Source organism: Arthrobacter sp. 9E16, from assembly GCF_002929435.1.
Lineage (GTDB): Bacteria > Actinomycetota > Actinomycetes > Actinomycetales > Micrococcaceae > Arthrobacter_B > Arthrobacter_B sunyaminii.
Map to the genome: position 1 here is coordinate 197505 of NZ_PJIU01000001.1, position 26359 is coordinate 223863.

The 26359-nt window shown below is 63.3% G+C and carries 20 protein-coding genes; 5 read left to right on the forward strand and 15 right to left on the reverse strand.

Annotation, left to right across the window (positions count from 1 at the left end):
* Nucleotides 1-19: 19 nt before the first annotated feature.
* From glf to CXR00_RS00910, 3 genes are all read right to left on the reverse strand, one after another.
* Nucleotides 20-1207, reverse strand: coding sequence for a UDP-galactopyranose mutase (gene glf, locus CXR00_RS00900; RefSeq protein WP_104052536.1), 1188 nt, complete (start codon nt 1205-1207; stop codon nt 20-22).
* 105 nt (nt 1208-1312) lie between these two features.
* Nucleotides 1313-3373 carry an acyltransferase family protein gene (locus tag CXR00_RS00905; RefSeq protein ID WP_258060236.1) on the reverse strand — a complete coding sequence of 687 codons (2061 nt, stop codon included), beginning with the start codon at nt 3371-3373 and terminating at the stop codon, nt 1313-1315.
* Between the two features lie 256 nt (nt 3374-3629).
* Nucleotides 3630-4067: a hypothetical protein gene (locus tag CXR00_RS00910; RefSeq protein ID WP_237688597.1), complete on the reverse strand. Its 438-nt coding sequence runs from the start codon at nt 4065-4067 to the stop codon at nt 3630-3632.
* A 248-nt stretch (nt 4068-4315) separates the two neighbouring features.
* Here CXR00_RS00910 and CXR00_RS00915 point away from each other — a divergent pair, with 248 nt between their 5' ends.
* Complete coding sequence (locus CXR00_RS00915) at nt 4316-4564, forward strand: WhiB family transcriptional regulator (RefSeq protein ID WP_104052537.1); 249 nt, start codon at nt 4316-4318, stop codon at nt 4562-4564.
* Between the two features lie 129 nt (nt 4565-4693).
* Here CXR00_RS00915 and CXR00_RS00920 read toward each other — a convergent pair whose 3' ends face one another.
* The 4 genes from CXR00_RS00920 to CXR00_RS00935 form a co-directional block, all read right to left on the reverse strand.
* Nucleotides 4694-6175, reverse strand: coding sequence for a sensor histidine kinase (locus CXR00_RS00920; protein WP_104052538.1), 1482 nt, complete (start codon nt 6173-6175; stop codon nt 4694-4696).
* A gap of 21 nt (nt 6176-6196) precedes the next feature.
* On the reverse strand, nt 6197-11041 hold the full coding sequence (locus tag CXR00_RS00925) for an NAD-glutamate dehydrogenase (RefSeq protein ID WP_104052539.1): 4845 nt from the start codon (nt 11039-11041) through the stop codon (nt 6197-6199).
* Nucleotides 11042-11126: 85 nt separating this feature from the next.
* The gene (locus CXR00_RS00930; protein WP_104052540.1) at nt 11127-12494 is read right to left on the reverse strand and encodes a chromosome partitioning protein; all 1368 of its coding nucleotides are present in this window, start codon (nt 12492-12494) and stop codon (nt 11127-11129) included.
* The gene (locus tag CXR00_RS00935) at nt 12491-13138 is read right to left on the reverse strand and encodes an SAF domain-containing protein (protein WP_104052541.1); all 648 of its coding nucleotides are present in this window, start codon (nt 13136-13138) and stop codon (nt 12491-12493) included. Before CXR00_RS00935 ends, CXR00_RS00930 begins: the two co-directional genes overlap by 4 nt.
* A gap of 208 nt (nt 13139-13346) precedes the next feature.
* Here CXR00_RS00935 and CXR00_RS00940 point away from each other — a divergent pair, with 208 nt between their 5' ends.
* Nucleotides 13347-13580, forward strand: a complete 234-nt coding sequence (locus tag CXR00_RS00940) for a helix-turn-helix domain-containing protein (RefSeq protein ID WP_104052542.1) — start codon at nt 13347-13349, stop codon at nt 13578-13580.
* A 3-nt stretch (nt 13581-13583) separates the two neighbouring features.
* Here the strand turns inward: CXR00_RS00940 and CXR00_RS00945 are convergent, their stop codons facing one another.
* Entirely contained in the window at nt 13584-14129 is a 546-nt protein-coding gene (locus CXR00_RS00945; RefSeq protein ID WP_104052543.1) for a hypothetical protein, read from the reverse strand.
* Between the two features lie 222 nt (nt 14130-14351).
* Between CXR00_RS00945 and CXR00_RS00950 the strand changes: the two genes are divergently transcribed.
* Nucleotides 14352-15158, forward strand: coding sequence for a LysM peptidoglycan-binding domain-containing protein (locus CXR00_RS00950; protein WP_104052544.1), 807 nt, complete (start codon nt 14352-14354; stop codon nt 15156-15158).
* An 85-nt stretch (nt 15159-15243) separates the two neighbouring features.
* Nucleotides 15244-15852, forward strand: coding sequence for an Rv3235 family protein (locus CXR00_RS00955; RefSeq protein WP_104052545.1), 609 nt, complete (start codon nt 15244-15246; stop codon nt 15850-15852).
* A gap of 24 nt (nt 15853-15876) precedes the next feature.
* Here CXR00_RS00955 and secA read toward each other — a convergent pair whose 3' ends face one another.
* From secA to CXR00_RS18765, 4 genes are all read right to left on the reverse strand, one after another.
* On the reverse strand, nt 15877-18630 hold the full coding sequence (gene secA, locus CXR00_RS00960) for a preprotein translocase subunit SecA (protein ID WP_104052546.1): 2754 nt from the start codon (nt 18628-18630) through the stop codon (nt 15877-15879).
* A 91-nt stretch (nt 18631-18721) separates the two neighbouring features.
* Nucleotides 18722-19930 (reverse strand): winged helix-turn-helix domain-containing protein, encoded by a 1209-nt coding sequence (locus CXR00_RS00965; RefSeq protein ID WP_104052547.1) that lies wholly within the window; start codon nt 19928-19930, stop codon nt 18722-18724.
* Between the two features lie 140 nt (nt 19931-20070).
* Nucleotides 20071-20799, reverse strand: a complete 729-nt coding sequence (gene raiA / locus CXR00_RS00970; protein ID WP_104052548.1) for a ribosome-associated translation inhibitor RaiA — start codon at nt 20797-20799, stop codon at nt 20071-20073.
* A 128-nt stretch (nt 20800-20927) separates the two neighbouring features.
* Nucleotides 20928-21440: a ComF family protein gene (locus CXR00_RS18765; RefSeq protein ID WP_368783691.1), complete on the reverse strand. Its 513-nt coding sequence runs from the start codon at nt 21438-21440 to the stop codon at nt 20928-20930.
* Between CXR00_RS18765 and CXR00_RS18470 the strand changes: the two genes are divergently transcribed.
* The gene (locus CXR00_RS18470; protein ID WP_258060237.1) at nt 21333-21731 is read left to right on the forward strand and encodes a hypothetical protein; all 399 of its coding nucleotides are present in this window, start codon (nt 21333-21335) and stop codon (nt 21729-21731) included. The genes CXR00_RS18765 and CXR00_RS18470 overlap by 108 nt on opposite strands.
* A gap of 241 nt (nt 21732-21972) precedes the next feature.
* Here CXR00_RS18470 and CXR00_RS00980 read toward each other — a convergent pair whose 3' ends face one another.
* From CXR00_RS00980 to mtrA, 3 genes are all read right to left on the reverse strand, one after another.
* Complete coding sequence (locus tag CXR00_RS00980; RefSeq protein WP_104052550.1) at nt 21973-23733, reverse strand: LpqB family beta-propeller domain-containing protein; 1761 nt, start codon at nt 23731-23733, stop codon at nt 21973-21975.
* A complete protein-coding gene (gene mtrB, locus CXR00_RS00985; RefSeq protein WP_104052551.1) occupies nt 23723-25306 on the reverse strand; it encodes an MtrAB system histidine kinase MtrB in 1584 nt (527 codons plus the stop codon). The genes CXR00_RS00980 and mtrB overlap by 11 nt, the downstream gene beginning before the upstream one ends.
* A gap of 124 nt (nt 25307-25430) precedes the next feature.
* Nucleotides 25431-26108 (reverse strand): MtrAB system response regulator MtrA, encoded by a 678-nt coding sequence (mtrA, locus tag CXR00_RS00990; protein ID WP_104052552.1) that lies wholly within the window; start codon nt 26106-26108, stop codon nt 25431-25433.
* Nucleotides 26109-26359: the final 251 nt, after the last annotated feature.

Sequence of the window (26359 nt, forward strand, 5' to 3'; positions counted from 1 at the left end):
TCTTCAGTCTTCAGCTGGCTCACGCGTCAACTCCTCCGCTTTCGAGCTTTGCCCCGCCGGTGAAGTGGGGCTTGATCTTATTGTCGTACATCGACAATGCCGATCCGATCGCCATGTGCATGTCCAGATACTTGTAGGTGCCCAGGCGGCCGCCGAAGAGGACTTCTTTTTCGCCCTTGGCAAGGTCGCGGTAGGCCAGGAGCTTGGCCCGGTCCTCCGCCGTGTTGACGGGGTAGTACGGCTCGTCACCCTTCTCCGCGAACCGGGAGAATTCACGCATGATGACCGTGGCGTCCTTGGTGTAGTCGCGTTCAGGGTGGAAGTGACGGAACTCATGGATCCGGGTGTAGGGAACGTCCTCATCCGGATAGTTCATGACCGAGGTGCCCTGGAAGTCCTCCATCGGCAGGACCTCTTCTTCGAGGTCAATGGTGCGCCAGGAGAGGTTGCCCTCGGCATAGTCAAAGTAGCGGTCCACGGCGCCGGTGTAGATGACCGGCACCTGGCCCCGGGTGGCGTCGCGGGAGAACTCATGTCCGGCGTCGAAGAAATCGGTGTTCAGGTGCACCTGGATATTGGGGTGGTCCGCCATCCGCTCGATCCAGGCGGTATACCCGTCAACGGGCAGCCCCTCGTACTTGTCGTTGAAGTACCGGTTGTCATAGTTGTACCTGACCGGCAGGCGGCTGATGATTTCGGCCGGCAGGTCCTTGGGATCGGTCTGCCACTGCTTGCCGGTGTAGTGCTTGATGAACGCCTCGTACAGCGGGCGGCCGATCAGCTGGATGCCCTTGTCATTGAGGTTGGCCGGATCAGTTCCGGCGAGCTCGCCGGCCTGCTCCTGGATCAGGGCCTTTGCCTCGGCGGGGCCCATGGAGGAACGGAAGAATTGGTTGATCGTGCCCAGGTTGATGGGCATGGAGTACACCTCGCCCTTATGGCTGGTGTACACCTTGTGAACGTAGTTGGTGAACTCGGTGAACCGGTTGACGTACTCCCAGACGCGTTCATTGGACGTATGGAAAAGGTGCGCTCCGTAGCGGTGCACCTCAATGCCCGTCTGAGCTTCCTTTTCACTGTAGGCGTTGCCGCCAATGTGGTGGCGGCGATCCAGGACAGCGACCTTAAGGCCCAGTTCCTTTGCAGCGCGCTCGGCTACGGTCAGACCGAAAAATCCCGATCCGACGACGACGAGGTCAACGTTCACTTGTTTCTCCTGTTTGTTTCGGTACGGCCCATGCGGGCACGCACCCGACGGTCTAGGTTATCCGAGAATCGGTACACCGGCACTTTTGGCAACACGGCCCACCCGCTACCAGTTCACGGCTGTGTGGAACCGCTGCTCGAATTGTTCGAGCATTGAGGCTGTGTAGGTGGTCGTCAGATGGTTGTCATCCATGTAGACGTAAACGTTGCCCACCACCGGGCCGCAGATCCCGTTCGGGCAGATCACATCCGTCATGTCCATCAGTTCCACTCCCGGAACCGCTGCAAAGAAGGATGTGATGACACGGGAATCGGAAAGTTTCTCGTTCACATCCGCGGTGCATGCTTCTGAGTTCGATCCGTTGGCCTCGGCGCAGCTGATCATGTTGAAGGCATACCGGGGATTGTCGCGGACACCCACCACCGGGATCCCCGCCTGCTGCAGAGTAGCGGACGCCTCCGCCAGCCCGTCCACCGGCGTATCAAGTGCTTCCACCGGATGGGCGGCCGTCGCCACGGTGAAGACCGCGTCGGGTTTCAGTTCCTGGGCGTACTCGAGCGCAGCAGCATTGAAGTCATTGCATCCTGCACCCCTGCTGTCAGAGGTCGCTCCGAAGGAGCAAGCACCCAGCAGCAGGGAAACCAGTTGGTAGTTGTGCTCCCTGGCCATAGGCTCCAGTACCCCAAGCCACTGTTCAGTATGGGAATCACCAATCACGAGAATGGTTTTTTCCGGGGCCGCCGGCGGAACCGAGGCCATGCAGGATTCCGTCAGCGCGGGGTCGGACGGCTGAACTTCGAGGTTCGAGCAGTCTGTTTCAAGGACACCCCATTCCTTGGACAGGGCACTGAGCAGGGGCATGGGCTGTGCATCCGGGTTGCTAAGGTCCGTGAAATCCGCCAGCAACGCACGTGCTCCCGGGTTGTCCTTGACCGCCTCGGCTTCAAGCCGCTCGGCCTGGACCTTCAGCCCGTACTGCCAGCCGGCTACCGGGGCTGCCACCAGGGCGACGCACAAACCAATCACTACGGCGGCCCGCATCGAGTTTCGATTGACCCAGGCCGAGGAACGAAGCGGGCGTTCAACCAGCTTGGTAGTCAGGTAGGCCAGGACAAGGGAGAGCATGATGATCGCTGTTCCGCCTACCGGTCCCACTTCCTGCCTGTCACGCCAGATCAGGTAGATCACCAGGACGGGCCAGTGCCATAGATACAAGGCGTAGGACATGTCGCCCAGCCGCATCAACGGCTTCCAGGACAGGAACCGGTCTGCACCGATTCGGCTGCCTGTCTGCCCGGCCACGATCACCAGCGATGCCGCCATCAGCGGCATCAGCGCGACATAGCCGGGGAACTGCCCCTGCACGTCCAGCAGGAAGCCGACGCTGAGCATCGCGGCCAGCCCCAGCCACCCGGCGACAACCCGCAGACCCCGGGGCAGCTTCAGATACGGCAGGGCCAGTGCAAGCAGGGTTCCGAAAGCGAATTCCCACAACCGGGTGCGGGTGTCGAAGTAGGCGTGCGCCTGGTTTCCGTAGGTCTCAATAACGGAAAAAGTAAAGGAAGCGGCGAAAACTGCACCAAAGACGGCCAGCACCACGGCACGGAAACGGAGCCTAAAGGCTTTGGCCAAAAGCGCCGACGCGGCGAGCAGCAGGGGCCACAGAATGAAAACCTGGCCTTGAATGGACAGCGACCAGAAATGCTGCAGCGGACTCGCGGTGCTGTGGTCCGCAGCGTAGTAGTCCACGGATTCGGCCGCCAACAGCCAGTTCTGGAAATACAGCAGCGAAGCCCAGCTCTGGGACAGAATCTCGGTCCACCTGCTTTGCGGAACAAACAGCGCCGTTGCCGTCAGTGTTCCGAGCAGCACCACCACCACGGGCGGCAGCAGGCGCTTGAATTGGTGCAGCCAGTATCTTCCCAGCTGGAGGGCCCGCCCACCCTCCACCTTGCGGATAAAAGAGAGGGTCAGCAGGAAGGCGGAGATCAGGAGGAAAACATCCACACCGCCGGAGACACGCCCAAACCAAATGTGATAGGTGACGACCATCAGCACTGCGAGGGCCCTGAGTCCCTGCACTTCGGGGCGGTAGGTGGACTTTACTGCCGACGGAGCCGGGGTGTCAGGGGAGACCGGTACGGTTTCCGTTTCTAGCCTAGACACATAGTCCTCTCGTCAGTACAGGCATTCCAGCCATAGACAATACCCTCAAAGCCTTGCGGCCTGAGCTTAGGCTTCGGCCGCGGGACCGCCCACAGTCCCCGCCAGCTTCCATTTTATGCGGCTTGCTGACCCGGTTTGACGGCCAACACGCGAGGAACCGGCCAACAGAGGATGCTCCCCGGCTCTCGGCGGAACGCCGGCGCCTGTGTCCGATCAGACAGCGGATACCGCCTTTGGGCCCCGCTTGAGATCGTTCCTAGAAGGCCTTCGGCTCGCCCGAGATCCGGCTGGTGTGTTCCAGCACCGGGCGGGTGAACAGCAGCAGCAGCACAACTGCCGCGGGCAAAAGCAGGAGCAGGCCAATGAGGACCACTCCGCCCTGCAGAGTTGGAACGGCAAGGACTATCGCGAACAGCTGGAACACCAGCGCTCCGGCACGGGTCCAGCGGAAGCCGCGGAAGAAAAAATGGCCGAGGACCAGCAGCCACACACCTGCGGCGGCAAGGATGACTGCCGTGAAAACCGCTCCGCCCAGGGATGCCGCCTCGGTGGTGAAGAGACTGTAGACAAACCAACCTGCCAGCGCCAGCAGGGCCGCTGCTTCGAGGACGAGGACTGCCGAAATAACAATGACGGCCGCCGGAACGGACGCAGGGCGACCGGCCGGGGGCTGTGGTTCTTGGGGTCTTGACACACTGGCACACTACCGGACATAGTCGGAGAGCGTCCGGCCCATGGGGCCCGGATAACGGATGCTGTGACGCATCCCTCACGCCTTTGGCCAGATTGAGGGCAGATTAACCCTTGTCTGAGTTTCCGTAACGTGGAATCCTAGTAGTTGGGGAAATCAGGGGCCGGAACTGGCCCCTTTCGTTTGCAGTTGCTCGTGAATGTTTTCACAAACACGTGGGAGTCAACTATTTAGAGGAGATTGTGATTAACATGGATTGGCGGAGCCGCGCAGCGTGTCTGGACAAGGATCCGGAGCTGTTCTTCCCTGTGGGCAACACCGGCCCGGCTCTTCTTCAGATTGAAGAAGCCAAGAGTGTGTGCCGGCGGTGCCCGGTCATGGATACCTGCCTCCAGTGGGCCATCGAAACAGGCCAGGACGCAGGCGTCTGGGGCGGTATGAGCGAAGATGAGCGCCGCGCACTGAAGCGTCGTGCCGCACGAGCACGCCGCGCTTCGTAATTCAGCACGGACGCTTGGCGGTCCCACGGGACTGATCTCGTCTACAAGACTTCAGAATGGCCGCTGCCACGGGCAGCGGCCATTCCTGTTTAACCCCGGGTGCTCCGTAGCGCACCGTCCGCCGGGGCGTCAGCTCCTGCGTGACTCATTGTCCAGTCCCATTTCAATCCGAACCTCTGTGCCTCCGCCCGGACGGGCAGACCATTCAATGGTGCCGTCCAGTTCGCTTTGGACGAGGGTGCGCACAATCTGCAGCCCCAGCCCCTCCCGCCGCGGCTCCGGCGGCAGCCCGGCGCCGTCGTCGGCCACGGTGACCGTGAGGATTTCCTCGGCGTAGGCGCCCCTCTGCCGGGCGGCACTGAGCCACACCGTACCCTTGCGGTCCGAAAGTCCGTGCTCGACGGCGTTAGTCACCAGTTCATTGATCACCAGGGCCAGCGGTGTTGCAAAATCGCTGGGCAGCTCTCCGAAAGAGCCTTCCTTCTCAGTGCTCACCTCTTGCGTGGGGGAAGCGACCTCCGCGGCAAGCCGGAACTGCCGGTCGATCAGCTCGTCGAAGTTCACGTTCTGTGTCAGTCCCTGAGACAGCGTTTCGTGCACCAGCGCAATCGTGGCGACCCGGCGCATTGCCTGCGCCAGCCCCTGTTTGCCTTCTTCGCTCTCCATCCGCCGCGACTGCATCCGCAGCAGGGCTGCCACGGTTTGCAGATTGTTCTTTACCCGGTGGTGGATTTCACGGATAGTGGCGTCCTTGGACACCAGTTCCATTTCCCGGCGGCGCAGCTCGGAGACATCCCGGCACAGTACCAGGGCACCAAAGCGCTCCTTCTCGTCCCGCAGCGGAATGGCACGCAGGGAGAGGCTTACCCCGCGGGACTCGATCTCGGTGCGCCACGGCATCCGGCCGGTCACCACCAGTGGCAGTGTCTCGTCCACCATGCGGCGGTCCTTAAGCAGCGCCGTCGTAATCTCCGCGAGGGCCCGCCCCTCCAGGCTCTCCATCTCCCCCAGCCGGCGGAAGGCGGAGACTCCGTTGGGCGAGGCGTACTGCACAATGCCGTCGGCATCCATTCGGATGAGTCCGTCCCCTACCCGCGGAGCGCCGCGGCGGGAACCGGTGGGTGTGGCAAAGTCCGGCCAGAGACCCAGCGTGCCCATCCGCAGCAGGTCATAGGCACACTGCCGGTAGGTCAGTTCCAGCCGTGAGGGCATGCGGGAGGAGGACAAATCCATGTGACTGGTGACCACGGCAAGGGTTCGGCCGTTGCGGACAAAGGGGATGGCTTCCACCCGCATTGCCGTCTCCGCGGTCCAGTTTGTTTCGGGTGAACGCTCGATGACCTGGCTGGTCCAGGCCCTGTCGACCAGCGGCTGAAGATCGGCACGGATCCGCTCCCCGACGAAGTCACTGTGGAATACAGTGTGCGACGTCGAGGGGCGGGCGTGCGCCAGGGCTACGTAGCTTCCGTCCGGAACCGGAAACCAGAGCGCCAGATCGGAGAACGCCAGGTCGGCGACCAGCTGCCAGTCGCCGACCAAGAGGTGCAGCCATTCCGCGTCTCCCGGTCCAAAATCGGCATGATCCTTGATGGGGTCGGTGAATATGGCCACAGTCTCGTCTTCTTTTCGTTTCTAGCGTCGAACGATGGAGCGCAGCAGACGCAGGGCAACCGAGAGGGATGCCATGTCTTCGTGCTCCAGCTTGTTCACATCTTCGAACATGACACGGGCGCGTTCCAAATTGTCGGCGTTCTGCTCTTCCCACAATTCCACCCGCTTCAGCGGGTCCTGCTCCGCCTGCCCCGCGGTTGCCGTCAACGCAGCCACCGTCATGTCAGCCACCGTCGAATACAGGTCATCACGCAGCGCTGCCCGGGCCAGAGCCTGCCAACGGTCACCGCGCGGCAGCTTGGTGATCCGCTCCAGCAGGTCATCCACGCCGAACCGCTCATAGAGGGCGAAGTACACGCCGGCAACGTTCGCAGCCGGTTCATCCACCCGCTTGGCGGCCAGCAGCGCGATGTCCAGCAGGCCGAAGCTCTCGAACAGCTCAGCCCAGTAAGTGCCCAGGCCTTCGGGGAGCTCCCACTGGCGGGACCGGTCAAGTGCGCTCCGGAACCGCTCCAGGTCCCCTCCCTGCAGGTACTCGAGCAGGTCTGCGCGAAGCGGGGTCATGACGGGCTTGAACGCTTCGATGTCCTCGTCGATGGAGCTTCCGCGTCCCACATGGTTAATGAACCAGCGCACGGCACGGTCCAGCAGCCTGCGCATGTCCAGGTGGATGGTGGTCCAGTTTTCCGTGGGGAAGCTGGCCGGCAGGTGGTTCAGCTCCTTCACGACGCCGTCGATCTCGTAGATTTCCCGAAGTGCGGTGAAGGCCCGGGCCACCATGGATTCGGTGGCCGAGGTCTCTTCGATGACACGGAAGGCAAACGTGATGCCGCCGATGTTGATGATGTCGTTGGCCACCACCGTGGAGATGATTTCCCGGCGCAGCGGGTGGGTGTCCAGCTGGTCCTCGAACCGCTCCACGAGCTGCTTCGGGAAGTACCGGCGCAGCGTGCCGCTGAAGTAGGGGTCATCGGCCAGATCGGAGTTGGTCAGGGCCTTGGTCAGCTCGATTTTGGCGTAGGCCGCCAGCACCGACAGTTCCGGGGAGGTCAGACCCTCGCCGGCCGCCACCCGGGCGCGCAGCTCCTCGTTGGAGGGCAGCGCTTCCAGCTCGCGGTTCAGGTCCGCGTGCTTTTCGAGCCAGTCCATCAGCCGCTCGAAGCTCGGGTTCCATTCAATGACATGCCGGCGGTCGTTGAGCAGGAGCATGTTCTGGTCCTTGTTGTCCTGCAGAACCAGGCGCCCAACTTCATCCGTCATGGAATGCAGGAACTCGGCGCGCTCTGCCGGGTCCAGCCGCCCGGCGGCAACCATCCGGTCCACAAAGATCTTGATGTTGACCTCGTGGTCCGAGCAGTCGACACCGGCGGAGTTGTCGATCGCATCGGTGTTGAGGATGACTCCGGCCCGGGCGGCTTCAATGCGGCCGCGCTGGGTCATGCCCAGGTTGCCGCCTTCACCGACCACCTTGACCCGCAGGTCGCGCCCGTCAACTCGGATCGCGTCGTTCGCCTTGTCCCCTACCTCGGTATGGGTTTCCGTGGAGGCCTTCACATAGGTGCCGATGCCGCCGTTGTAGAGCAGGTCCGCAGGCGCCTTGAGGATGGCGCGGAGCAGATCCGGCGGACTCATTTTGGTGACGCTGTCTTCCAGGCCCAGCACCTTGCGGACCTGGGGGCTCAGCGGAATGCTCTTGGACTGGCGCGGGAACACTCCTCCGCCCTCGCTGATCAGCGACGCGTCGTAATCTGCCCAGGAGGAACGCGGAAGCTCAAAGAGCCGCCGGCGTTCCGCGTGGGATGCCGCCGGATCCGGGTTCGGATCCAGGAAAATGTGACGGTGGTCGAACGCCGCCACCAGCTTGGTCTGCTCGGACAGGAGCATGCCGTTGCCGAAAACATCGCCGCTCATGTCTCCAACGCCAACGGCGGTGAAGGGCTCGGTTTGCGTGTCGACACCCAGCTCGCTGAAGTGCCGCTTGACGGATTCCCAGGCGCCGCGGGCCGTGATGCCCATGGCCTTGTGGTCGTAGCCAACGGAGCCGCCCGAGGCGAAAGCATCGCCGAGCCAGAAACCGTATTCAGCCGACAGGGCATTGGCGATGTCGGAGAAGGAAGCAGTGCCCTTGTCCGCCGCCACTACGAGGTAGCTGTCATCGCCGTCATGACGCACAACGCGCTTTGGCGGGACCACCTGTTCCGCGCCGTCCTCGGACAGCACCAGGTTGTCGGTAATGTCCAGCAGCGCCCGGATAAAGGTGCGGTAGCTTTCCTTGCCCTCTTCCATCCAGGCCGCGCGGTCCGCCGCCGGATCCGGCAGCTGCTTGGCATAGAATCCGCCCTTGGCACCGGTGGGCACGATCACGGCGTTCTTGACCGTCTGGGCCTTGACCAGGCCGAGGATTTCGGTGCGGAAGTCTTCGCGCCGGTCTGACCAGCGCAGACCGCCGCGGGCCACTTCGCCGAAGCGCAGATGCACGCCTTCCACCCGTGGGGAGTAAACCCATACCTCGTATTTGGGCCGCGGGAACGGAGCGCCTTCAATCGCGGCCGTGTTCAGCTTGAAACTGACGTACGGCTTGTCCTGGTAGAAGTTGGTGCGCAGGGTGGAGTTGATCAGGTTGGCGACGGTGCGCAGGACCCGGTCCGCGTCCAGCGTGGGAACCTGCTCCAGACCGGAGTCCAGTGCGGCACGGCCCGTTTCCTCGGCTGCAGTGCGCTCGTCCTCGGACAGATCCGGATCAAAGCGGGCTTCAAACAGAGCAACCAGAGCACGTGCCACGTCCGGATTCCGGCGCAGCGTGCCCGCTACGAAACCGTAGGAGTTGGTGTTCCCCAGCTGGCGCATGTACTTGGCGTAGCTGCGCAGGATGACCACCTGGCGCCAGGAAAGTCCCTGTTCAAGAATGAGGCGGTCGAAGTAATCAGACTCGCTGGCTCCGGACATTCCGGCGCGGAAGGCCTCGGCCAGCAGCGAACCGGTTTTCACCGGATCCAGCCCGGCGGGGTACTTCAGTCCCAGGTCATACAGGAACACGGTGGTGCCGTCTCCCCGGCGGATCTCGTAAGGACGTTCGTCGAGGACTTCCAGGCCCAGGTTGTGCAGGGTCGGCAGCAGCTGTGTAAGGGAGCGCGGCTCCAGAAGGTACAGCTTGAGCCGTGCGTCTTCGTCGCCGGTGACACCGGTGCGCTCCGGAACGTAGACAAACAGTTCGGGGGCGGAATCCGGCGCCGCGAGACGCGCCTCGAAGCGGGCGATGTCTTCCAGGGCGTCTTCGACTTCATAGCCCACACGGTAGTTTTCGGGGAAGGCTTCAGCCCACAGGCCAGCCAGCCTTTCGGCGTCGCTGCCGTACTTTGCCCGGACAACTTCGCTGATCCCCTCGCTCCAGGACCGGGCGGCCTTGACCAGCCGCTGCTCCAGAGCAGCCGGATCCAGGTTCTTCATTTCGACGCCGCGCGGCAGGCGGATACGGAAAAAGAGGCGGGCCAGTGCGGACTCGGTCAACCGTGCTTCGAAGTCGATGGACTCCGCATTGAAGCTGGAGCGCAGTTCATCCTGGATGCGCAGGCGGACCGAGGTGTTGTACCGGTCCCGCGGCAGGAAGACCAGCGCGGACATGAACCTGCCGTAAACATCGGGACGGAGGAACAGCCGGGTGCGGCGGCGTTCCTGCAGCCGCAGTATGCTCTGGGCAGTCTCCAGCAGTGTTTCCACGTCAATCTGGAAGAGCTCATCCCGCGGATAGGTCTCCAGGATGGACAGCAGATCCTTTCCTGAATGCGAGTCGGCAGGAAAACCTGCACGGCGCATGACTTCGCGAACCTTGTCCCGCACGATCGGCACGTTGCGCACCGAACCGGTGTAGGCGCCCGTGGAGAAAAGCCCAATGAACCTGCGCTCACCGTTGACGTTCCCCTGCGCGTCGAATCGCTTGACACCGATGTAGTCCAGGTAAGCGGCACGGTGAACGGTGGAACGCGAATTGGCCTTGGTAATCACCAGCGCACGCTTTTCCCGTGCCTTGGCCCGGCCTGCACTGGTCAGGTGCTGAACGCGGCGGGCGCCCGAGGAGCGGCTCAGCAGCCCCAGGCCCTTATCTTCGCTGACCTGCAGCAGGTCCTCGCCGTTTTCGGTGATCAGGTCATACTCCCGGTAGCCCAGGAAGGTGAAGTTGCCGTTGTCCAGCCAGGAGAGCAGCTCGCGGGCCTGCTGAAGATCGGGAATGCTGCCTGCGTTGCCGGCAGCTTCGAGAGAGCGGGAAACTTCATGGACTTTCGCGCGCATTGCCGGCCAGTCAGTGACGGCCAGCCGCACGTCCTCGAGGACCTTCCGGAGTCCTTCAATAAGCTCGGTGCGCTGCGCTTCGTCGCTCACGCGTCCAATTTCGACGGCGATCCAGGACTCCACCCGGGTGGTCTCGTCCTGGCTGCCCAGCAGGCTGGAAAGGTTGGGCAGGGCTGCGGTGTCTCCGCTGGAAACACCGGCGGCCGAAGGAACGCGGTGCACTGACTGCAGCTCGCCGGTCTCACGGTCACGGCTGGCCAAAAAGGTTGGGTGCACCACGAGCCGGATGGCAGCATTGCGGCGCACCACTTCAGCGGTCACGGAATCCACGAGGAACGGCATGTCATCAGTAACGATCAGGATGATGCTGGAATCATCCTGATCAAACATGTCCACAGACGCCTGGCCCTCCGGCCGCACGGCGCCCAGCGCCCGGTGGCGTTGGGCTCTTTCCTGCAGTGCCGACGGCGGATATCCGTCTGCGTCTTCCCCCGCCAGATGTTCGTAGTAGTTCCCTATGAATTCGTCCAGGGAATCGTCGGTACCTGGTAGATCCGGAATACGGGATCCAGACGACATGTAATACGCCTCCGTTGTAGCCTTCTTTGCGACCCGCTTCTTTGCGGATGGCCTTACCCGAGCCTATCCCGCAAGAAAGAAAAGGTCACTTTGCCGCGGCCGCCGCCTTCCTGGCACGCCGCCGAGTGGAGACCCGCACGTTGGCGAGCGCTGCTATCGCGTGTCGCAGCGGCGATGAGGGCGCCGTTTCCAGCAGCGCCGATCCCGCCAGCAGCGCCGCATCAACCGTGGCGAACTCTGCCGGGAGGAAAGCCGTCACCGGGATTCCCGGACCGAAGCGTTCCCAGGCATCACGCAGCTGCCGCTCGGGGGAACGCCCCACGGAGGAAGCACGGACCTTGTTCAGCACCACCTTCGGGGCCGACCCGGGGACAGCGGATTCCAATTCGGTGAGGGCCCGGACGAGCCGGGGCACCCCCACTGAATCCGCTGAACCGACGGCAAAGACGGTGTCAGCAAGTTCAAGGGCCCGCAGTGTGGCGCCGTTCCGCCGCGGGGCCATGGTGTCGAAGCTCAGCTCTTCATCGGCCTCCAAGCTGAACCCGCAGTCGATGACGATCAGATCCATTGCCTTTCGTGCCTGTTCCACCACCAGGCCCAGCGCCGTGGGGCGCAGCTCGATCCAGCGGTCAGACCGGGTGATGCCCGTAAGCACCAGCAGCCGCTCCCCCTTCATCGACACGCTGAGGGTGCTGCGGAGCAGGGAATCAACGTCCAGAAGTCCCTGATCCGCTAAACGGCAGGCCTGGGCCACCCCTGCGGATTCATCAAGAAGGCCAAGGTGTGCGGCAACAGAGGAACCGTAGGTATCCGCATCAATCAGGAGCACGGTTTTACCTGCCGCCGCGGCCTCCGCTGCCAAGTTGACTGCAAGCATGGTCCTGCCCGGTGCTCCCGCCGGACCCCAAACTGCAATCACCGAACCGTCCACGCGGCCGCCGCCGGGCACGCTTTCCTGTCCGTCTTCCCAGTTGTTCCCTGCCGCGCGGTATCCCGGCGCCTGTTCCGCCGTCCCCGTGCTGCGGCTCCGCCCGCCGTCGGCTTCCACCGCCCAGGTGTCCAAAGCTGCCGCCGGATCGGCCGGAACGGAAGAACCGCCGCCGGCTTTCATCCGGTCCACTGCATCCGCGACGAGGTCAGAGAGCATCTCGGGCGCCGAGCCCCTTGGTGCATGGACGATGTTCAGTGCGTCAAGGCGGCGCAGGGCACCCTCCTCATCTGCCAGCACCAGCAGTGCCACACCCGATGCCGCCAGCCGCTCTGCCAGTGCCGCAGTGACTTCTCCGGCGTCGTCGGACACGATGGCTGCCCGCGCTATCCCGCTCTGGCACGCTGCAATCAGTTCGGGCAGCTCGGCGCAGCGGCGCACCACGGTGACCGGCCCGTGCAGCCGTTCCAGGTCCTGCACAAGGTTCCCGACGCCGCTGCCCACCGTCACGACGGGAATATTCATGACCCGGCAGCCGGGTTGAGGACCACCGAAATCTTGGCGCCATTGGACTGGGCGCTGAGCAGCGACGGGAGGTCGTCATCCTCTACGAGAACCAGTATCTGCATGGCGCGGTTGGCTCCCAGTACGGATTCGTCAACGCTGAGCTCGGAGATTTCTGCTGCCGTCAGGATCTGCTTGGGCTCTTTGAATCCGTTTCGTTCATCCGGCATGGAAACCCACACATCGACCCGCGACCCCGCCTCGGTTCCCGCCGGCAACGGATCATCAATGCGAAGGCCCACCGGCTTCCGGTCCAGCTCATCCGCTTTGCCCAGGTCCGCCCGGGAAAGCAGTTCGCCCTTCCTCAGCAGGGACGAAGCCACCATGTTTTCAGGAATGCCGTCTGCCGCCGGCAGATAGGCCCCTGAAACCTCGCCGAGCCGAACCGGTACCACCGCGAAGTCCTCTGCGGTGACCCGTGTTCCCAGCGGGATCGCCTCCTCAACGGCGAACACATCGGTGGTTTCGTCCGCTGCACCGACAAGCCCAACGACTCCTGCCGTTGAGGCAAGCACCAGCAGTATTCCCAGCAGAAGCCGGGGATCCTTCCACGACGGTTTTTTCAGACGCGGCGCGGACGCCTGCATGCTTGTTGCGAGACTCATTCTTCCCCCTGGTGGCACCGGAATCCGGGCTGCAGAGCTCCGGATTGGCAATCGGTGCCATTGTTAACCACAATTCCGTGGAAGAACACGGTGTTTCTGCGAAAAGTTCAAAGTGTGGATAACCTGCCCATCCCGGCGTTGGAGATGGGAGACTAATGGCAGCGTTCTGGAACAGGAACACGCGCCCGAGGAATACAGAGGTAGAAACGTGGATGAAAAGAGGTTCCTGACACTGGCTGATGTCGGTGAGGTGCTGAACATATCCTCGTCACAGACGTACGCCCTGGTGCGTTCCGGAGAGTTGCCGGCCATCCAGATCGGAGGACGGGGCCAGTGGCGGGTGGAATCACGGGTCCTCGAAGAATTCATTGCCGACGCGTACCGCCGTTCGGCTTCCGGTCTTCGCGAGGAAGCGTCCCAGGGTCAGGCTGCCAAGCAGTAGCCCTTACGAAGAGACGACGGCGACCGATTGCAGGGGCACTACGTAAACGCCCCGCACGTTTTCCTGCCTGCGCGCTTCTCCGCGGGGTATTAGCGACAGCTCAAAAAAGTCCTTGCCCACCCGGTCCACGCTGCCGTCCAAGGCTGCAGCCGGCGGCTGTCCTGCCGGATAGACCCGTACCGACGCACGGTCCCGGGACAATCCCCTGAGCGCGGATGCGAGACCTAACCGGGGCACGGGTGCCCCGGAGGTGGAGAAACGATCCATTCCAGCGATGAACACCGTGTGAGCGAGGGCAATGACGGACGATCGTCCGCCGCCTTCCAGGACCAGCCAACCGCGGCCCACGTGGCTCAGTACTCCCTGAAAGGATCCGGGAAGCCCAAGATCCACTTTCAGCGGCCTGCCCATCTGGCTTTGCAGCCGTCCCGACAGCTCCATTCCGGCAAAGTCCGTCCGGAGCCGTTCCGAAACCTCGGATTCCTGGACAGCATCCCGGGCGGAAGCCAGTTGGGCCTCCATGTCGGCAAAAAGGGCATCCCATCGCATGTGCACAGGCTAACGGCTCTCATCGATGTCACCCAGTGCAGAGCGCGACAAACATTCTCCAAATCACCCTAGACACACTGCTTCCGGACCTGTAGACAAGTCCCACCAAACGAAGTTACTGAGTTCAAACCGCATCAAACAACACCAAATGACATCAAACAACATCGGATAGCGGCTGACCTGGTCATCCAACGGGTCAGCGACGGCGGAAGGAAGGCAGCTGTGCGCAACCATGGAAAGGACCTGCTCACTTTTGCCGCCGTCGGGGCTGCGGCAGCAATTCTGATCTGGGCTGGACTGGCAACCCGGCCGGACCCGGCAACTCTGTTCAGGGGTTCCGTTTCCTCCCTGCAGGACGCCGCCGGATTCGCCGCCGCCGCCTTCGGCCTCGTCGTCGCCCTGTGGTGGAGTCTGGGAATGATCCTGGCTGTGGTATCCGCAGTACTGCACAAGGCGGGGCACGCGGCAGCCGCAGCCGCCGCGGGGGCCCTGGCCCCCTCGTTTATGAAACGGCTGGCCGCAGCCGCGATCGGGCTGAACCTCGTTTCCGGGATGGGAGCAGCCGCTGCCGCTGAATCCTTCGCTCCCGCCAGCCCGCCGCAAAGCATCTCCGCACTGCAGCGGCCGGGTGACGCTGCGGTTCATCCCCAGTGGGAACCAACCGCGCAGCTGCGCGCAGGAACGGACCCTCAGCAACCGGCGGACGGTTTGAGTGCTGCAGCGGAGGCAGACCAGAGCGGCGAGCCGCCCTCTGCGCACTGGAAGCCGCGAACTGCGCCGTCCGCAGAGAACGTTTTTATCCGTCCGGGCCGGTCTGACGCCCCGGAGCAGGCCGTAGTCCAGGCGGGCGATTCGCTGTGGAGCCTGGCCGCGGCCCAGCTAGGCCCTCTCGCCACTGACACCCAGATCGCTGCCCATTGGCCCCGCTGGTACGAGCTCAACCGGACGATCATCGGTGATCATCCCGACCTGATTCTTCCCGGTCAAATTTTGGAAGTTCCGGAAGTCCCGGAAGTTCCCCGGCAGTAACAAGCGCGGTTGCGTGAACCACCAGTTTCTACGTACATCCAATCACTGCCGCTCCGTGGAGCAGCCTGCAGGAAAGGACAGTTCCATGACCACCGTGATCACGTTTCCCGTCCAAGAAGAAGCCGGCGAACTGGCTGCCGCTTCCGGCGCGCCCCGTCCGCTCACCGTCCACCGAATTCCCGTTACCGGCTATGCGCCGCTGGGTGCGCCTCCGGTCAAGCTGCGTCCGCGCCCCGCCGCGCAGCCTGACTGCTCCGAGGCAGTGCCGGCTCCGGAACCCCTGGAGCAGCAGCATTGGCACAGCGACCCGGTTGATGACGCACGGGTGGACGCGATCGCACGATCCGTCACCCAGGCCGCGCTGGAAGTGCTTGGCGGAACCCGTCCGCTGCAGCAAATGGTTCGCTGGCTGGATCCGGAAAGTTACGAACGGCTTCAGCTGCGGGCTAACCTCGTTCGCAGCAGGGAAGCGGCGCTTGCGGGCCGCAGGAACACCCGGGGAGGAACCCCCGCTCCCGCGCCGCTGCGCCTGCACCGGCAGGTTGTGATCCGCTGCTGCCGGCTATGCCCTGTTTCGGAGGGGGTCTACGAAGCATCTGTCGTAGCGGCAGAACAAAACAGAGTCCGCGCCGCGGCTCTGCGTATAGAGCTGCGGCGCGGACTCTGGAAGATCACCGTCCTGGAGATCGCCTAAGCGGCCCGCCGGAGGTTTTCGGACCTATTTGCGGCGCTTGTTCTTCTTCGGGGCGGAGTTTCCGCCCTTCCGCGACTGGCCTTCCGGCTTCCCCGGCTTGTCCGAGGTGGCCCGCTCCACGCGGGTTTCCACTCCGCCCTCGCTGTTCGGGGCTGAGAACTGCAGACTGGCGGGGCGCTGCGGAGCCTCCAGCCCGGCGGCGGTGATGGTCGGCTGGCCAACCACTGACCGCCCATCCTTCAGCCCGGCCAGCGCTGCGGGAACGTCCGCTGACGGCTGGTTGACCTTCACCTCGGCATTGAACAGGTATCCGATGCTCTCCTCCCGGATCGCTTCGGTCATCGTCTGGAACATGACAAACCCTTCGCGCTGGTATTCCACCAGTGGATCACGCTGGGCCATCGCCCGCAGGCCAATGCCTTCCTTCAGGTAGTCCATCTCGTAGAGATGTTCCTGCCACTTGCGCCCAATTACCGACAGGACCACCCGGCGTTCCAGTTCACGCATCGCCGGTGCGCCCAATGCCTCTTCCCGCGCCTGGTAGGCGAGCCTGGCGTCGGAGAGAATCTCTTCCTGCAGGAACTCGCGGGTGACCTTGGAGCGTCCGCCGGCTTCCTCAATGACCTCGTCAATGGTCAGTCCCACCGGGTAGAGGGTCTTGAGGTTGGTCCACAGCTGCTCGTAGTCCCAATCGTCGCCGTGCCCTTCGGCAGTGGCTTCGTTGACGATCGAAGTCACGACATCCTCCAGGAAGAATCCGATTTTCTCCTGCAGGTCATCGCCCTCCAGGATCCGGCGGCGGTCGCCGTAAATGGCTTCGCGCTGGCGGTTGAGGACGTCGTCGTACTTCAGGACGTTCTTGCGCTGCTCGGCGTTGCGTCCCTCGACCTGTCCCTGGGCGTTCTGGATGGCTTTGGAAACCAGCTTGGACTCGAGTGCGACGTCGTCGGGCATCGAGGAACTGTTCATGATGCGTTCCGCGGCACCGGAGTTGAACAGGCGCATCAGGTCATCAGTGAGCGAAAGGTAGAAGCGTGACTCCCCCGGGTCTCCCTGGCGGCCGGAACGTCCGCGCAGCTGGTTGTCGATGCGCCGGGACTCGTGCCGCTCGGTGCCGAGCACGTACAGGCCCCCGAGGTCGATGACTTCCTGCTGCTCGGTTGCCACGGCTTCCCGCGCCTTTTCGAGGGCGTCAGGCCAGGCGGCTTCGTATTCGTCCGGATTCTCATTCGGATCCAGTCCGCGCCGTTCCAGCTCGGCGATGGCATTGAACTCAGCGTTTCCGCCAAGCATGATGTCGGTGCCTCGGCCGGCCATGTTGGTCGCTACGGTGACGGCGCCCTTGCGTCCGGCCTGTGCCACAATTGCGGCTTCACGCGCATGGTTCTTGGCGTTGAGGACCTCATGGCGGATGCCTGCCTTGGCCAGCTGCTTGGAGAGGTATTCGCTCTTCTCCACGCTCGTGGTACCCACCAGCACGGGCTGGCCCGCGGCATGGCGCTCGGCAATGTCCTGGACAACGGCGTCGAACTTGGCGATTTCGTTCTTGTAGATCAGGTCCGACTGGTCGATGCGGGACATCGGTTTGTTGGTCGGGATGGGCACCACGCCCAGCTTGTAGGTGCTCATGAACTCGGCGGCTTCGGTCTCGGCCGTGCCGGTCATGCCTGCGAGCTTTTCGTAAAGCCGGAAGTAGTTCTGGAGCGTCACCGTGGCCAGTGTCTGGTTCTCGGCCTTGATGGCCACGCCCTCTTTGGCCTCAATGGCCTGGTGCATGCCTTCGTTGTAGCGGCGGCCCGCAAGGATACGCCCGGTGTGCTCATCAACGATCATCACCTCACCGTTGAGGACCACGTAGTCCTTGTCCCGCTTGAACAGTTCCTTCGCCTTGATGGCGTTGTTCAGGAAACCGATCAGGGGCGTGTTGGCGGACTCGTACAAGTTGGAAATCCCGAGGTAATCCTCGACCTTCTCAATGCCGGCTTCCAGCACACCAACCGTGCGCTTCTTTTCATCCACCTCATAGTCGGTGTCCAGCTTCAGCCGCTGCACCACCTTGGAGAACTCGGTGTACCAGCGGTTGACGTCACCGCTCGCTGCACCGGAGATGATCAGCGGTGTGCGGGCCTCATCAATGAGGATGGAGTCAACTTCGTCGACGATGGCGAAGTGATGGCCGCGCTGAACCAGCTCGGCAGCGCTCCAGGCCATGTTGTCGCGCAGATAGTCGAAGCCAAACTCATTGTTGGTTCCGTAGGTGATGTCCGCGTTGTACTGCTCGCGGCGGGTGGCCGGGTCCTGGTTGGACAGGATGCAGCCGCTGGTCATGCCCAGGAAACGGAAGACACGGCCCATCAGGTCCGACTGGTACTCGGCCAGATAGTCGTTGACAGTCACAATGTGGACACCGCGGCCGGTCAGGGCGTTCAGGTAAGCAGGCGCCGTTGCCACGAGGGTTTTACCCTCACCGGTCTTCATTTCGGCAATGTTGCCCAGGTGCAGTGCAGCACCACCCATCATCTGGACATCGAAGTGGCGCATTCCCAAGGTCCGGCCCGCGGCTTCGCGCACCGCGGCGAAAGCCTCCGGGAGCAGATCGTCCAGACTCTCTCCGTCGGCGTACCGCTCCTTGAAGCGTTCTGTCTCCCCCCGGAGTTCGGCGTCGGACATGCCCCTGTACTCGTCCTCGAGCACGTTGATCGCATCGGCGTAGTTGCGCAGCGTCTTCAGCGTCTTCTTATCGCCTGTACGAAGAACCCGTTCGAGTAGTGATGCCACTGATTTGCTCCCAATCTAGTGTTGCCTAATTCTGGCGTCCCCAGTCTACGTGAGAGACGTTTGGCAAGGTGCCGGAATTCCCGCAGCGGGGCTATTCCCGGCATACTGCCAGTTTCAGTTCCTCCGCAAGATTCCCCAACGGTTTTACAATAACGTCCTCAAGCCCCAGCCAATCTGCCATCATACGTAGTTCCGCGGCAAGCTCAACGGCAGTGTGGGCCGGTGCGTCCGGTTCCCGGTGGGCAGCCTGCACCAGCAGGACCCTTCTCTCCCGGTCCGCCTTCAGATCCACCCGGGCCGCGATTTGTTCTCCCAGCAGGAACGGCAGCACATAGTAGCCGTACCGGCGCTTGGGCAGCGGGATGTAGATCTCCAGCCGGTAGCGGAAGCCAAAGAGGGCCTCGAGCCGTTTCCGTTCAAACACCAGGGAATCGAAGGGACTCAGGAGGGCACGGGCCGCGGAGCGGCGCGGAATGACGGTGTCTGCATGCAGGTAGGCCGGCGTGTTCCAGCCCGCCACCTGCACCGGGCGCAGTGTCCCGGAACGGACAAGGTCAGCGACGGCGGTGGCGGTGTCGCGCTGCGGAAGCCGGAAATAATCGGCGAAACAGCGCACGGAGCCCACGCCGTGCGCCTGGGCCGCGAGCTCGGTCAGACGCAGCACCGCTTCCTGCGGATCGGAGGCTTCCAGCGCAGCTTCTCCTGCGGGATGCACGGAGGCCGTTGGAGCGTACTGCCGCTCGAACTGCTGCGTACGCCCGGCGGAACTGATGGTTCCGGCCGCGAAAAGGTCCTCCAGCACCCGCTTGGAAGCGCTCCAGTTCCAGCCCCAGTTGCCGGAGCCCTTGGCCTTCCCTCCGTCGAGCCTGAGTGCAATCTCCCTGGAGGTCAGAGGCGGACCGCCGTCGAGGACCGTCATAATTTCTTCGCTGAGCCTGTTCCGCACCTCGGCGGGAAGGGAGTGCGCCGTCATCCACACGCGTCGCTGGACCGCCCGCAGATCCGCGAAAAGTTCGGGGCGGATATAGCTGGCCTCGTGGGCCCAATACTCCACCATCCGTCGCGGCGCCCGGGAGGCCAGTCTGTCGGGGATGGCGGTGTCATAGGGACCAAGCCGTGAGAAAAGGGGTAGATAGTGGCTTCGGGAAAGGACGTTCACAGAGTCGATCTGCAGCAGCTGCAGCCTCTGCAGCGTCCGCTCAACCGATCTGCCGGCAGGGTTTTCCGGCCGCCGCCTGACCAACCCCTGCGCCCCAAGCGCTGCCAGCCGCGCCTGCCTGAGCGTGAGGGTGGTTTTCATACGCCCCATCCTAGGTCCATGGCGGGAACCTGCTGCCGGCAGCAAAAGACCCCCGGGCCGGTGGACCGTCAAAACGTCCAGCTGCTCCGGAGGCCTTTTGCTGCATTACGGTGGTGAGCGCCTGTCAGGCGCTCACTGCGTCAGGCGGTCTTGGCGGACCCGGCAGACGCGCGGTAAGGCCGAATTTCTTCCTTGATGTCCTCAGCGCCCTCCGCGCACCGGGAATCGAGCGTAATCACGCCGTAGGTCCAGCCGCGGCGCCGGTACACGACCGAAGGTGCTCCGGTGGCGGAATCCACGAAGAGATAGAAATCGTGGCCGACCAGCTCCATGTTGTCCACGGCATCGTCAAGGCTCATGGGGGCACCCGGGAAAACCTTGCGCCGGATCAATACAGGGCAGTCATCCGCGGCTTCCGCGGCATCGTTCTCTTCGGTCACGGCATCGGCCGAAGCTTCAGCCTCAGCGGCGGTTTTTTCCAGCTGAACATGGAGCGGTTCGCTGGTGCTGACCGTGTCCAGGTCTGCGGTAGCAATCCGTACTGCTACCGGGGTATGGCGGCCATGATGGACCTTGCGGCGGTCGCTGGCCCTGCGCAGGCGTTCAAGGAGCTTGGCATAGGCAAGGTCGAAGGCTGCGAATTTGTCCCCGGAGGTGGCTTCGGCCCGTACCACGGGTCCCCGGCCCACAACGGTCAATTCCACGGTGAGAGAGCTGTCGGCCTCACGGACGTTGGGCTGCTTGGTAACGCGCGCATCAACACGCTGGACCTTGTTCGCCAGGTTTTCCACCTTGGCGATTCGTTCTTCGGCATACTCCCGGAACCGGTCGGATACTGCAACGTTGCGTCCGCTGATCATGAATTCCATGGTGCCCTCCAATAGATTTCGGTGACACAGCAACGGCCGCTGCCAAAACCCTTGCGACCGCTGCCGCAGGACAGCTCCGCTTCTTGAAGCTGTCCATACCAACACGTTAGATCACTGCCGGACGTTATTCACCTCCGGACATTCCGATTACCCAAGACGCCGGAAACTGGATTAGGATCCTCCCTTGTGTTAGATGCGTCACATGAGGGTGCTGTGGTTGCAGCCAGTACAACAGCGCCCTCAACCCGCGCTCCAGCAGCCCTTAGCGCACGAGTGGCTTCCGCTATGGTTGCCCCGGTAGTCAGGACGTCATCAACTACCAGGCATCGTGTTCCGGCCAGCGACCCTTTCTCCCCGGCCGTCATAGTCCCGTAAACATTTCTGCGGCGCCCGCTGCGTCCCAGTGTCTTTTGGCTTCGCACTCCGCCGGCAGCCGCAGCCGGGGCGGAGGGACGCACAAGGTCCCGTGGACGCCGTCCTCTGAATCTGACCAAAGGTTCCAGGGCTGTTCCGGCCGGCAGGAGACTCTTGGATTGGAGAGTGGAGAGGAGCATGCCAAGCGGGTTGTAGCCCCGCCGGCGGCGCGCACGCCCCGTTGCGGGGACCGGGACCAGGACGATCTCGGTGTTATCACTGCCCATCAGGCCGCCGACGCCGGCCGCGGCTTGATGCAGTGCACCGGCGAGCATCGGACGCAGCACATCCGCGAGATCAGTATGGCCGTGGTTCTTATAGGCAAGGAGCACTCTCGCCAGGCTGCCGGCATAGCGGCCGGCAGCGATGACGGGCAGCGGCGCCGGCTCATCGGCCTCCAACCCCTGGGCGCTGTCCGCCGAGTTTTCCCTGCCGGGCAGCAGTTCCGCTGCGTCCTGTGCATAGTAGGGGCGCGTTCCGCTGCGCCGGACCACGCGGCGGCAGCCGGGGCAGAGTGAACAATCCGCGGTTTCGCAGACCACGCAGGACGTTGGCAGGAGCACCGCCAGCAGGTCTGCCCACGCGGCTCCAACCGAGGCTGCCCATGGTTGAAGCCGCCACCGGTCAGCACGGCGGGCCAGGTCCGAACAGCAGGAAAACACGCTCATCCGCCCAGCATCCGCCTGGATCTGCGCCGAAGCTGGGCGAAACGGCCCGGCAGTGGATAAGCGGCGCGGGCACCGGCCTGTGCAGGAGCGCCTACCCCGGGAACGCCGGATCCAGCAGCCCCTCCCCCACCTCGTACCAGCTGTTACCCATGCGTTTGTACATTGCAGCTTGGGTTTGTACGTAGATTTCCTGCTCACCCTTGCCGACGCTCAGACCGGTAATCCCGGTCAGACCGGCCAGAGGCTCGGGATCCGCACCGAGCCTGAGGATCAGCGGAGTCACCTGGCCTTCGGCAGAGGTCTTCAGGACTGCAATGGCATCCTCGGAGACCCACTTGGCGCGGTCCACCGGCTGTGTTGCCGGAATTCCCGAACCTGACTCGGTGGTAACAGCGAGTTCCAGCGGAGTCGTGAGGGTTTTCGGAACCCCTCCCGCATCCCGAACAACGCCGGCCACCAGGACGTGGCTGCTGCCGCCGGAGTTCGTGACCAGCAGCGCGCGTGCACCGTCGCGTGAGATCCGAAGCTCGGAAATGGTTGCCTCGTCCAGCCACGGAACGGACAGCGTCAGGATTTGGTCTGCGTCGCCGCCCGGCGGCAGGGCCAGGATTCGAGCGGCCGTTCCGGCGTTCGAGGCAGTCCAGGTCCACTTTTCAGGATCAATGCTGGGCGCGGTCAGGGACGCGCCGTCGGCCGCTTTTCGCACCTCCTGATTGGGCCCCGTCAGGAACAACGAGGTCCGGTCGGCGTTGAGGAACGCAATGGTGGCCAGGTCCAATGACAGGGCCGGATCCCGGGGACCATACTCCGCCACGCTCGGGATGCCCTCGATGGCCTGTGGTTCCACTCCCTTGAAGTAGGCCAGTTCGTTCTCGTAAACGGCTATCTGTGTGCTTCCCGCTTCGGGGTCCGCCACGGCCTCCACCAGGGCGCCGCTTTCCTTGCCGAGATCCACATCCCGCTGGTTGACGGTCATGCTGACAGTATTCACGTTGTTGAGGTGGGTCAGGTTCTGCTGCAGCTGCAGGGCCATCTGCTGCCGGTTCAGGTCGCTGGAATCCTGCAGGACGTCCGCGGAAAGATCCACGGTGGCCACCCCGGAGACCACAGGCACAGCATCCCGGGCAAGCGCGGTGCCCGCCGGGAATGCGCTGCTTACGGCCCCCTGAAGGTAGGGAGCCGGGCCCTCGAGCATTGCTTTGACCACATTGGCGGCGATTCCGGATTTCTGCACGAACCAGCGCGTGTCCGGCACCCAGAACTCAAAGTTGCTCGAATAGAAGTACAGGTTGTGGGAAAGGAACAGCCAGGAAAAATTGACTTCGGACATCATGATGCCGTGCGGAATGGCGCTGATGCGCCATTGCCCGTCCACCTGCTCCATGGAGGCGGAGAGGGTTTCCGTGGTGCCTGATGCCTTGTCGGTGCGGATTCCCCGGGCATCGAGGGCGCCCACCACTTCGAGCTGAATGGAGTAGGTGTTGCCGTCCCGCGCCGCCACAATGTTGGGATCCGCGCCGTAGATCAGCACACGGTCGGTGGGGTTCCAGGTGTCGGCGAGGCTGTCGGTGAGGAACTCGCGGGCAACACTGTAGTCGTCTGCGGCCCCCGTTCCCGCAGTGATGAAGCCCTGCAGGATTTCTTCCGGCGTTTCTCCCCCGTCTTGGCCGGGGCCGCGCGGAGCCACGGCAAAGGTGTCTACCAGCGAACTGCCGTCACTGTCCGCAGAGGCTGTTCCCACCGGGCCTGTGGTGGGAATGGACGAGCATCCGGACAGCACAGCCAGTACCAGTGCTGCCATCAGGATCAGGCGTGCGAACGGCCGCTGGCGGGCCGGACTGTTACCCTTCATCGTTCATCTCCTGTGTGACAGGTGCAGGTGCGGCCAGTGCCCTGGTCCCGGAGGCGCCGTCGTACGGCGACAGCGGCACCGGGAAATCGGAGAACGGAACTCCGTGCCGGCGGGGCAGCGTGAGACGGAAACAGGCTCCGTCTCCGGGTCGCCCCCATGCTTGAAGCAGGCCGCCGTGCAGCAGCGCGTCCTCGACGGCGATGGAGAGGCCAAGTCCGCTGCCGCCCGTGGTCCGGGCACGGGCCGGATCGGCACGCCAGAAACGGTCGAACACCCGGGAGGCTTCGTCGTCGGTCATGCCAATGCCGTGGTCGCGGACGGCAACCGCGACGGCGTCAACGTTGGAGCCGATGGCAATCTCGATGGGCTGCCCCTCGCCGTGTTCCAGGGCATTGACCACCAGGTTGCGGATGATCCGCTCGATCCGCCGCGGATCAGCGTCCACCATGCAGCTGACTTCCTTCGAGACCACCGTGATTTCGGACCCGATGTTCAGGGCCAGCGGTTCCGTGGCGTCGATGACGTCGCGCACCACGGTGAAAATGTCGGTGGGTTCCAGATCCGGTGACGCGGCACCGGCGTCGAACCGGGAAATCTCCAGCAGGTCCGCCAGCAGCGCCTGGAAGCGCTCGACCTGGTGGTAAAGCAGTTCTGTGGACCGTTTGCTGATCGGATCGAAGCCGTCCCGCGCGTCGTAGAGCACTTCGGCAGCCATCCGCACCGTGGTCAGCGGGGTGCGCAGTTCGTGGGAAACATCGGAAACGAAGACCTGCTGCATGCGTGAGAGCTGGGCCAGCTGGGTGATCTGGTCCTGGAGGGTGGCGGCCATGCGGTTGAAGGACGCAGCCAAACGCGCCACGTCATCCTCGCCCTTGACCACCATGCGTTCCTGCAGCTCACCGTTTGCCAGTTTCTCAGACACCGCCGCGGCGTCACCGACGGCGCCCACACCGGCCTTGGTGACCAGCCATGCGATGGTTCCGATGATGACCATGAGCAGCCCGCCGGCGATCCACATGATGCGGTGGATGTCATCGAGAGTGTGCTGCATGGACGACAGATCGTAAATCAGGTAGAGCGCGTACTCGGCGCTGTCCGGCGGCAGCGTGACCTTGGTGCCAAAAGCCAGGCCGGGCTCCCCATGGGAGAGCGCGAGCGGGGACCAGTGGATGGTGTCCAGGTCCTCGTTGACGTTGATGCTGCTCACGGACTCGCTCAAGGCCAGCGGAATGCTGCCGGCGGTGATGCCTTCTCCGAGCGTTTGGGAGACGAACAGGTTCTGTTCCTGGTCCGGCAGGGGCGTGAGAAGGTACAGCCGCCGTGCATCGGCGCCCTGCCCTTCCAGCAGCGACAGGGTGTTCGAGACGAGCCGTTCAGTGCCTTCACGGTCAGTTGCCGCGGTGGTCCGGAAGTTTTCCTTCGCCGAAATCAGTCCGGCTGTGGCTTCGGACTGGAACTGGTTTTGCCGCTCTTCATAAAGCGCGCCGGCAATCTGGTGGGAAAGGAAAGCACCCACGCCGCCGCAGGCAAGGGTCACCAGCAGCAGCGTGGAGACCACAGTCTTGAACAGCATGGAACGCCGCCAGAGGCGGGCAACCCGGTGGAACGTCGCTTTTCGCAAACCGTTGCGGAGACGCCGAAGCGTCCGCAGTACCACCGGCAGGATGTCATGTTTCAGGACCGCAGTCCGCGAGCGCCTAGCTCTGACCGGCTTTGTAACCGACACCACGCACCGTCAGAACTATCTCGGGTGCTTCGGGGTCGCGCTCGATCTTGGAACGAAGCCGCTGCACATGGACGTTGACCAGCCGGGTATCCGCGGCATGGCGGTAACCCCACACCTGTTCCAGCAGCATTTCGCGGGTGAAAACCTGCCAGGGTTTCCGGGCCAGGGCCACCAGGAGGTCAAATTCCAGCGGGGTCAGCGAAATGATGTCGGTGCCGCGCGTCACTACGTGTCCGGCGACGTCGATGGTGACTTCTCCGATACTGAGCGTTTCAGGGGACTTCGTGTCGCCGGGACGCAGGCGGGCACGCACGCGGGCCACGAGCTCTGCCGGCTTGAACGGCTTCGGCACGTAGTCGTCCGCGCCCGATTCCAGGCCGCGCACAACATCGGACGTGTCAGACTTCGCAGTCAGCATGACAATGGGAACATCGGATTCACCGCGGATTTGGCGGCACACCTCGATGCCGTCAATGCCGGGCAGCATGAGGTCCAGCAGGACCAGATCCGGCTTGGAACTGCGGAAGACCTCTAGAGCCTTCGAGCCGTCCGCGCAGAAGACAGGCTCAAACCCGTCGTTGCGGAGCACAATGCCAATCATCTCGGCCAGTGCTTCGTCGTCATCCACGACCAGAATGCGTGCCTTCATATCTCCCTGTCCCCGGATGACTTCTCACACCGGTCCATCGTTGCGGTGCCGGACGAATTTCCGGCTGCCCGGTGCCTGCACCGCGCTTCAGCCCGCTGTCCGGAAAAGGTGGTTCCCCGGGTGCGTCCCGGGACACCGCGACAGCTGGCAATATCCCTATCATCCTAAGGGACGGAGTTTCCGGCTATTTCTACAGGGGCTGTCCGGACTGCTCTGGAACTATGGTGGGATAAGGCCAAACAACTCTTTTG

Coding starts and splice junctions, on each gene's coding strand:
- CXR00_RS00915 (WP_104052537.1), top strand. CDS start 4,316: ATGGATTGGCGGAGCCGCGCAGCGTGTCTGGACAAGGATCCGGAGCTG.
- CXR00_RS00925 (WP_104052539.1), bottom strand. CDS start 11,041: ATGTCGTCTGGATCCCGTATTCCGGATCTACCAGGTACCGACGATTCC.
- CXR00_RS00930 (WP_104052540.1), bottom strand. CDS start 12,494: ATGAATATTCCCGTCGTGACGGTGGGCAGCGGCGTCGGGAACCTTGTG.
- CXR00_RS00935 (WP_104052541.1), bottom strand. CDS start 13,138: ATGAGTCTCGCAACAAGCATGCAGGCGTCCGCGCCGCGTCTGAAAAAA.
- CXR00_RS00945 (WP_104052543.1), bottom strand. CDS start 14,129: ATGCGATGGGATGCCCTTTTTGCCGACATGGAGGCCCAACTGGCTTCC.
- CXR00_RS00955 (WP_104052545.1), top strand. CDS start 15,244: ATGACCACCGTGATCACGTTTCCCGTCCAAGAAGAAGCCGGCGAACTG.
- CXR00_RS00965 (WP_104052547.1), bottom strand. CDS start 19,930: ATGAAAACCACCCTCACGCTCAGGCAGGCGCGGCTGGCAGCGCTTGGG.
- raiA (WP_104052548.1), bottom strand. CDS start 20,799: ATGGAATTCATGATCAGCGGACGCAACGTTGCAGTATCCGACCGGTTC.
- CXR00_RS18765 (WP_368783691.1), bottom strand. CDS start 21,440: ATGGGCAGTGATAACACCGAGATCGTCCTGGTCCCGGTCCCCGCAACG.
- CXR00_RS00980 (WP_104052550.1), bottom strand. CDS start 23,733: ATGAAGGGTAACAGTCCGGCCCGCCAGCGGCCGTTCGCACGCCTGATC.
- mtrB (WP_104052551.1), bottom strand. CDS start 25,306: ATGCTGTTCAAGACTGTGGTCTCCACGCTGCTGCTGGTGACCCTTGCC.
- mtrA (WP_104052552.1), bottom strand. CDS start 26,108: ATGAAGGCACGCATTCTGGTCGTGGATGACGACGAAGCACTGGCCGAG.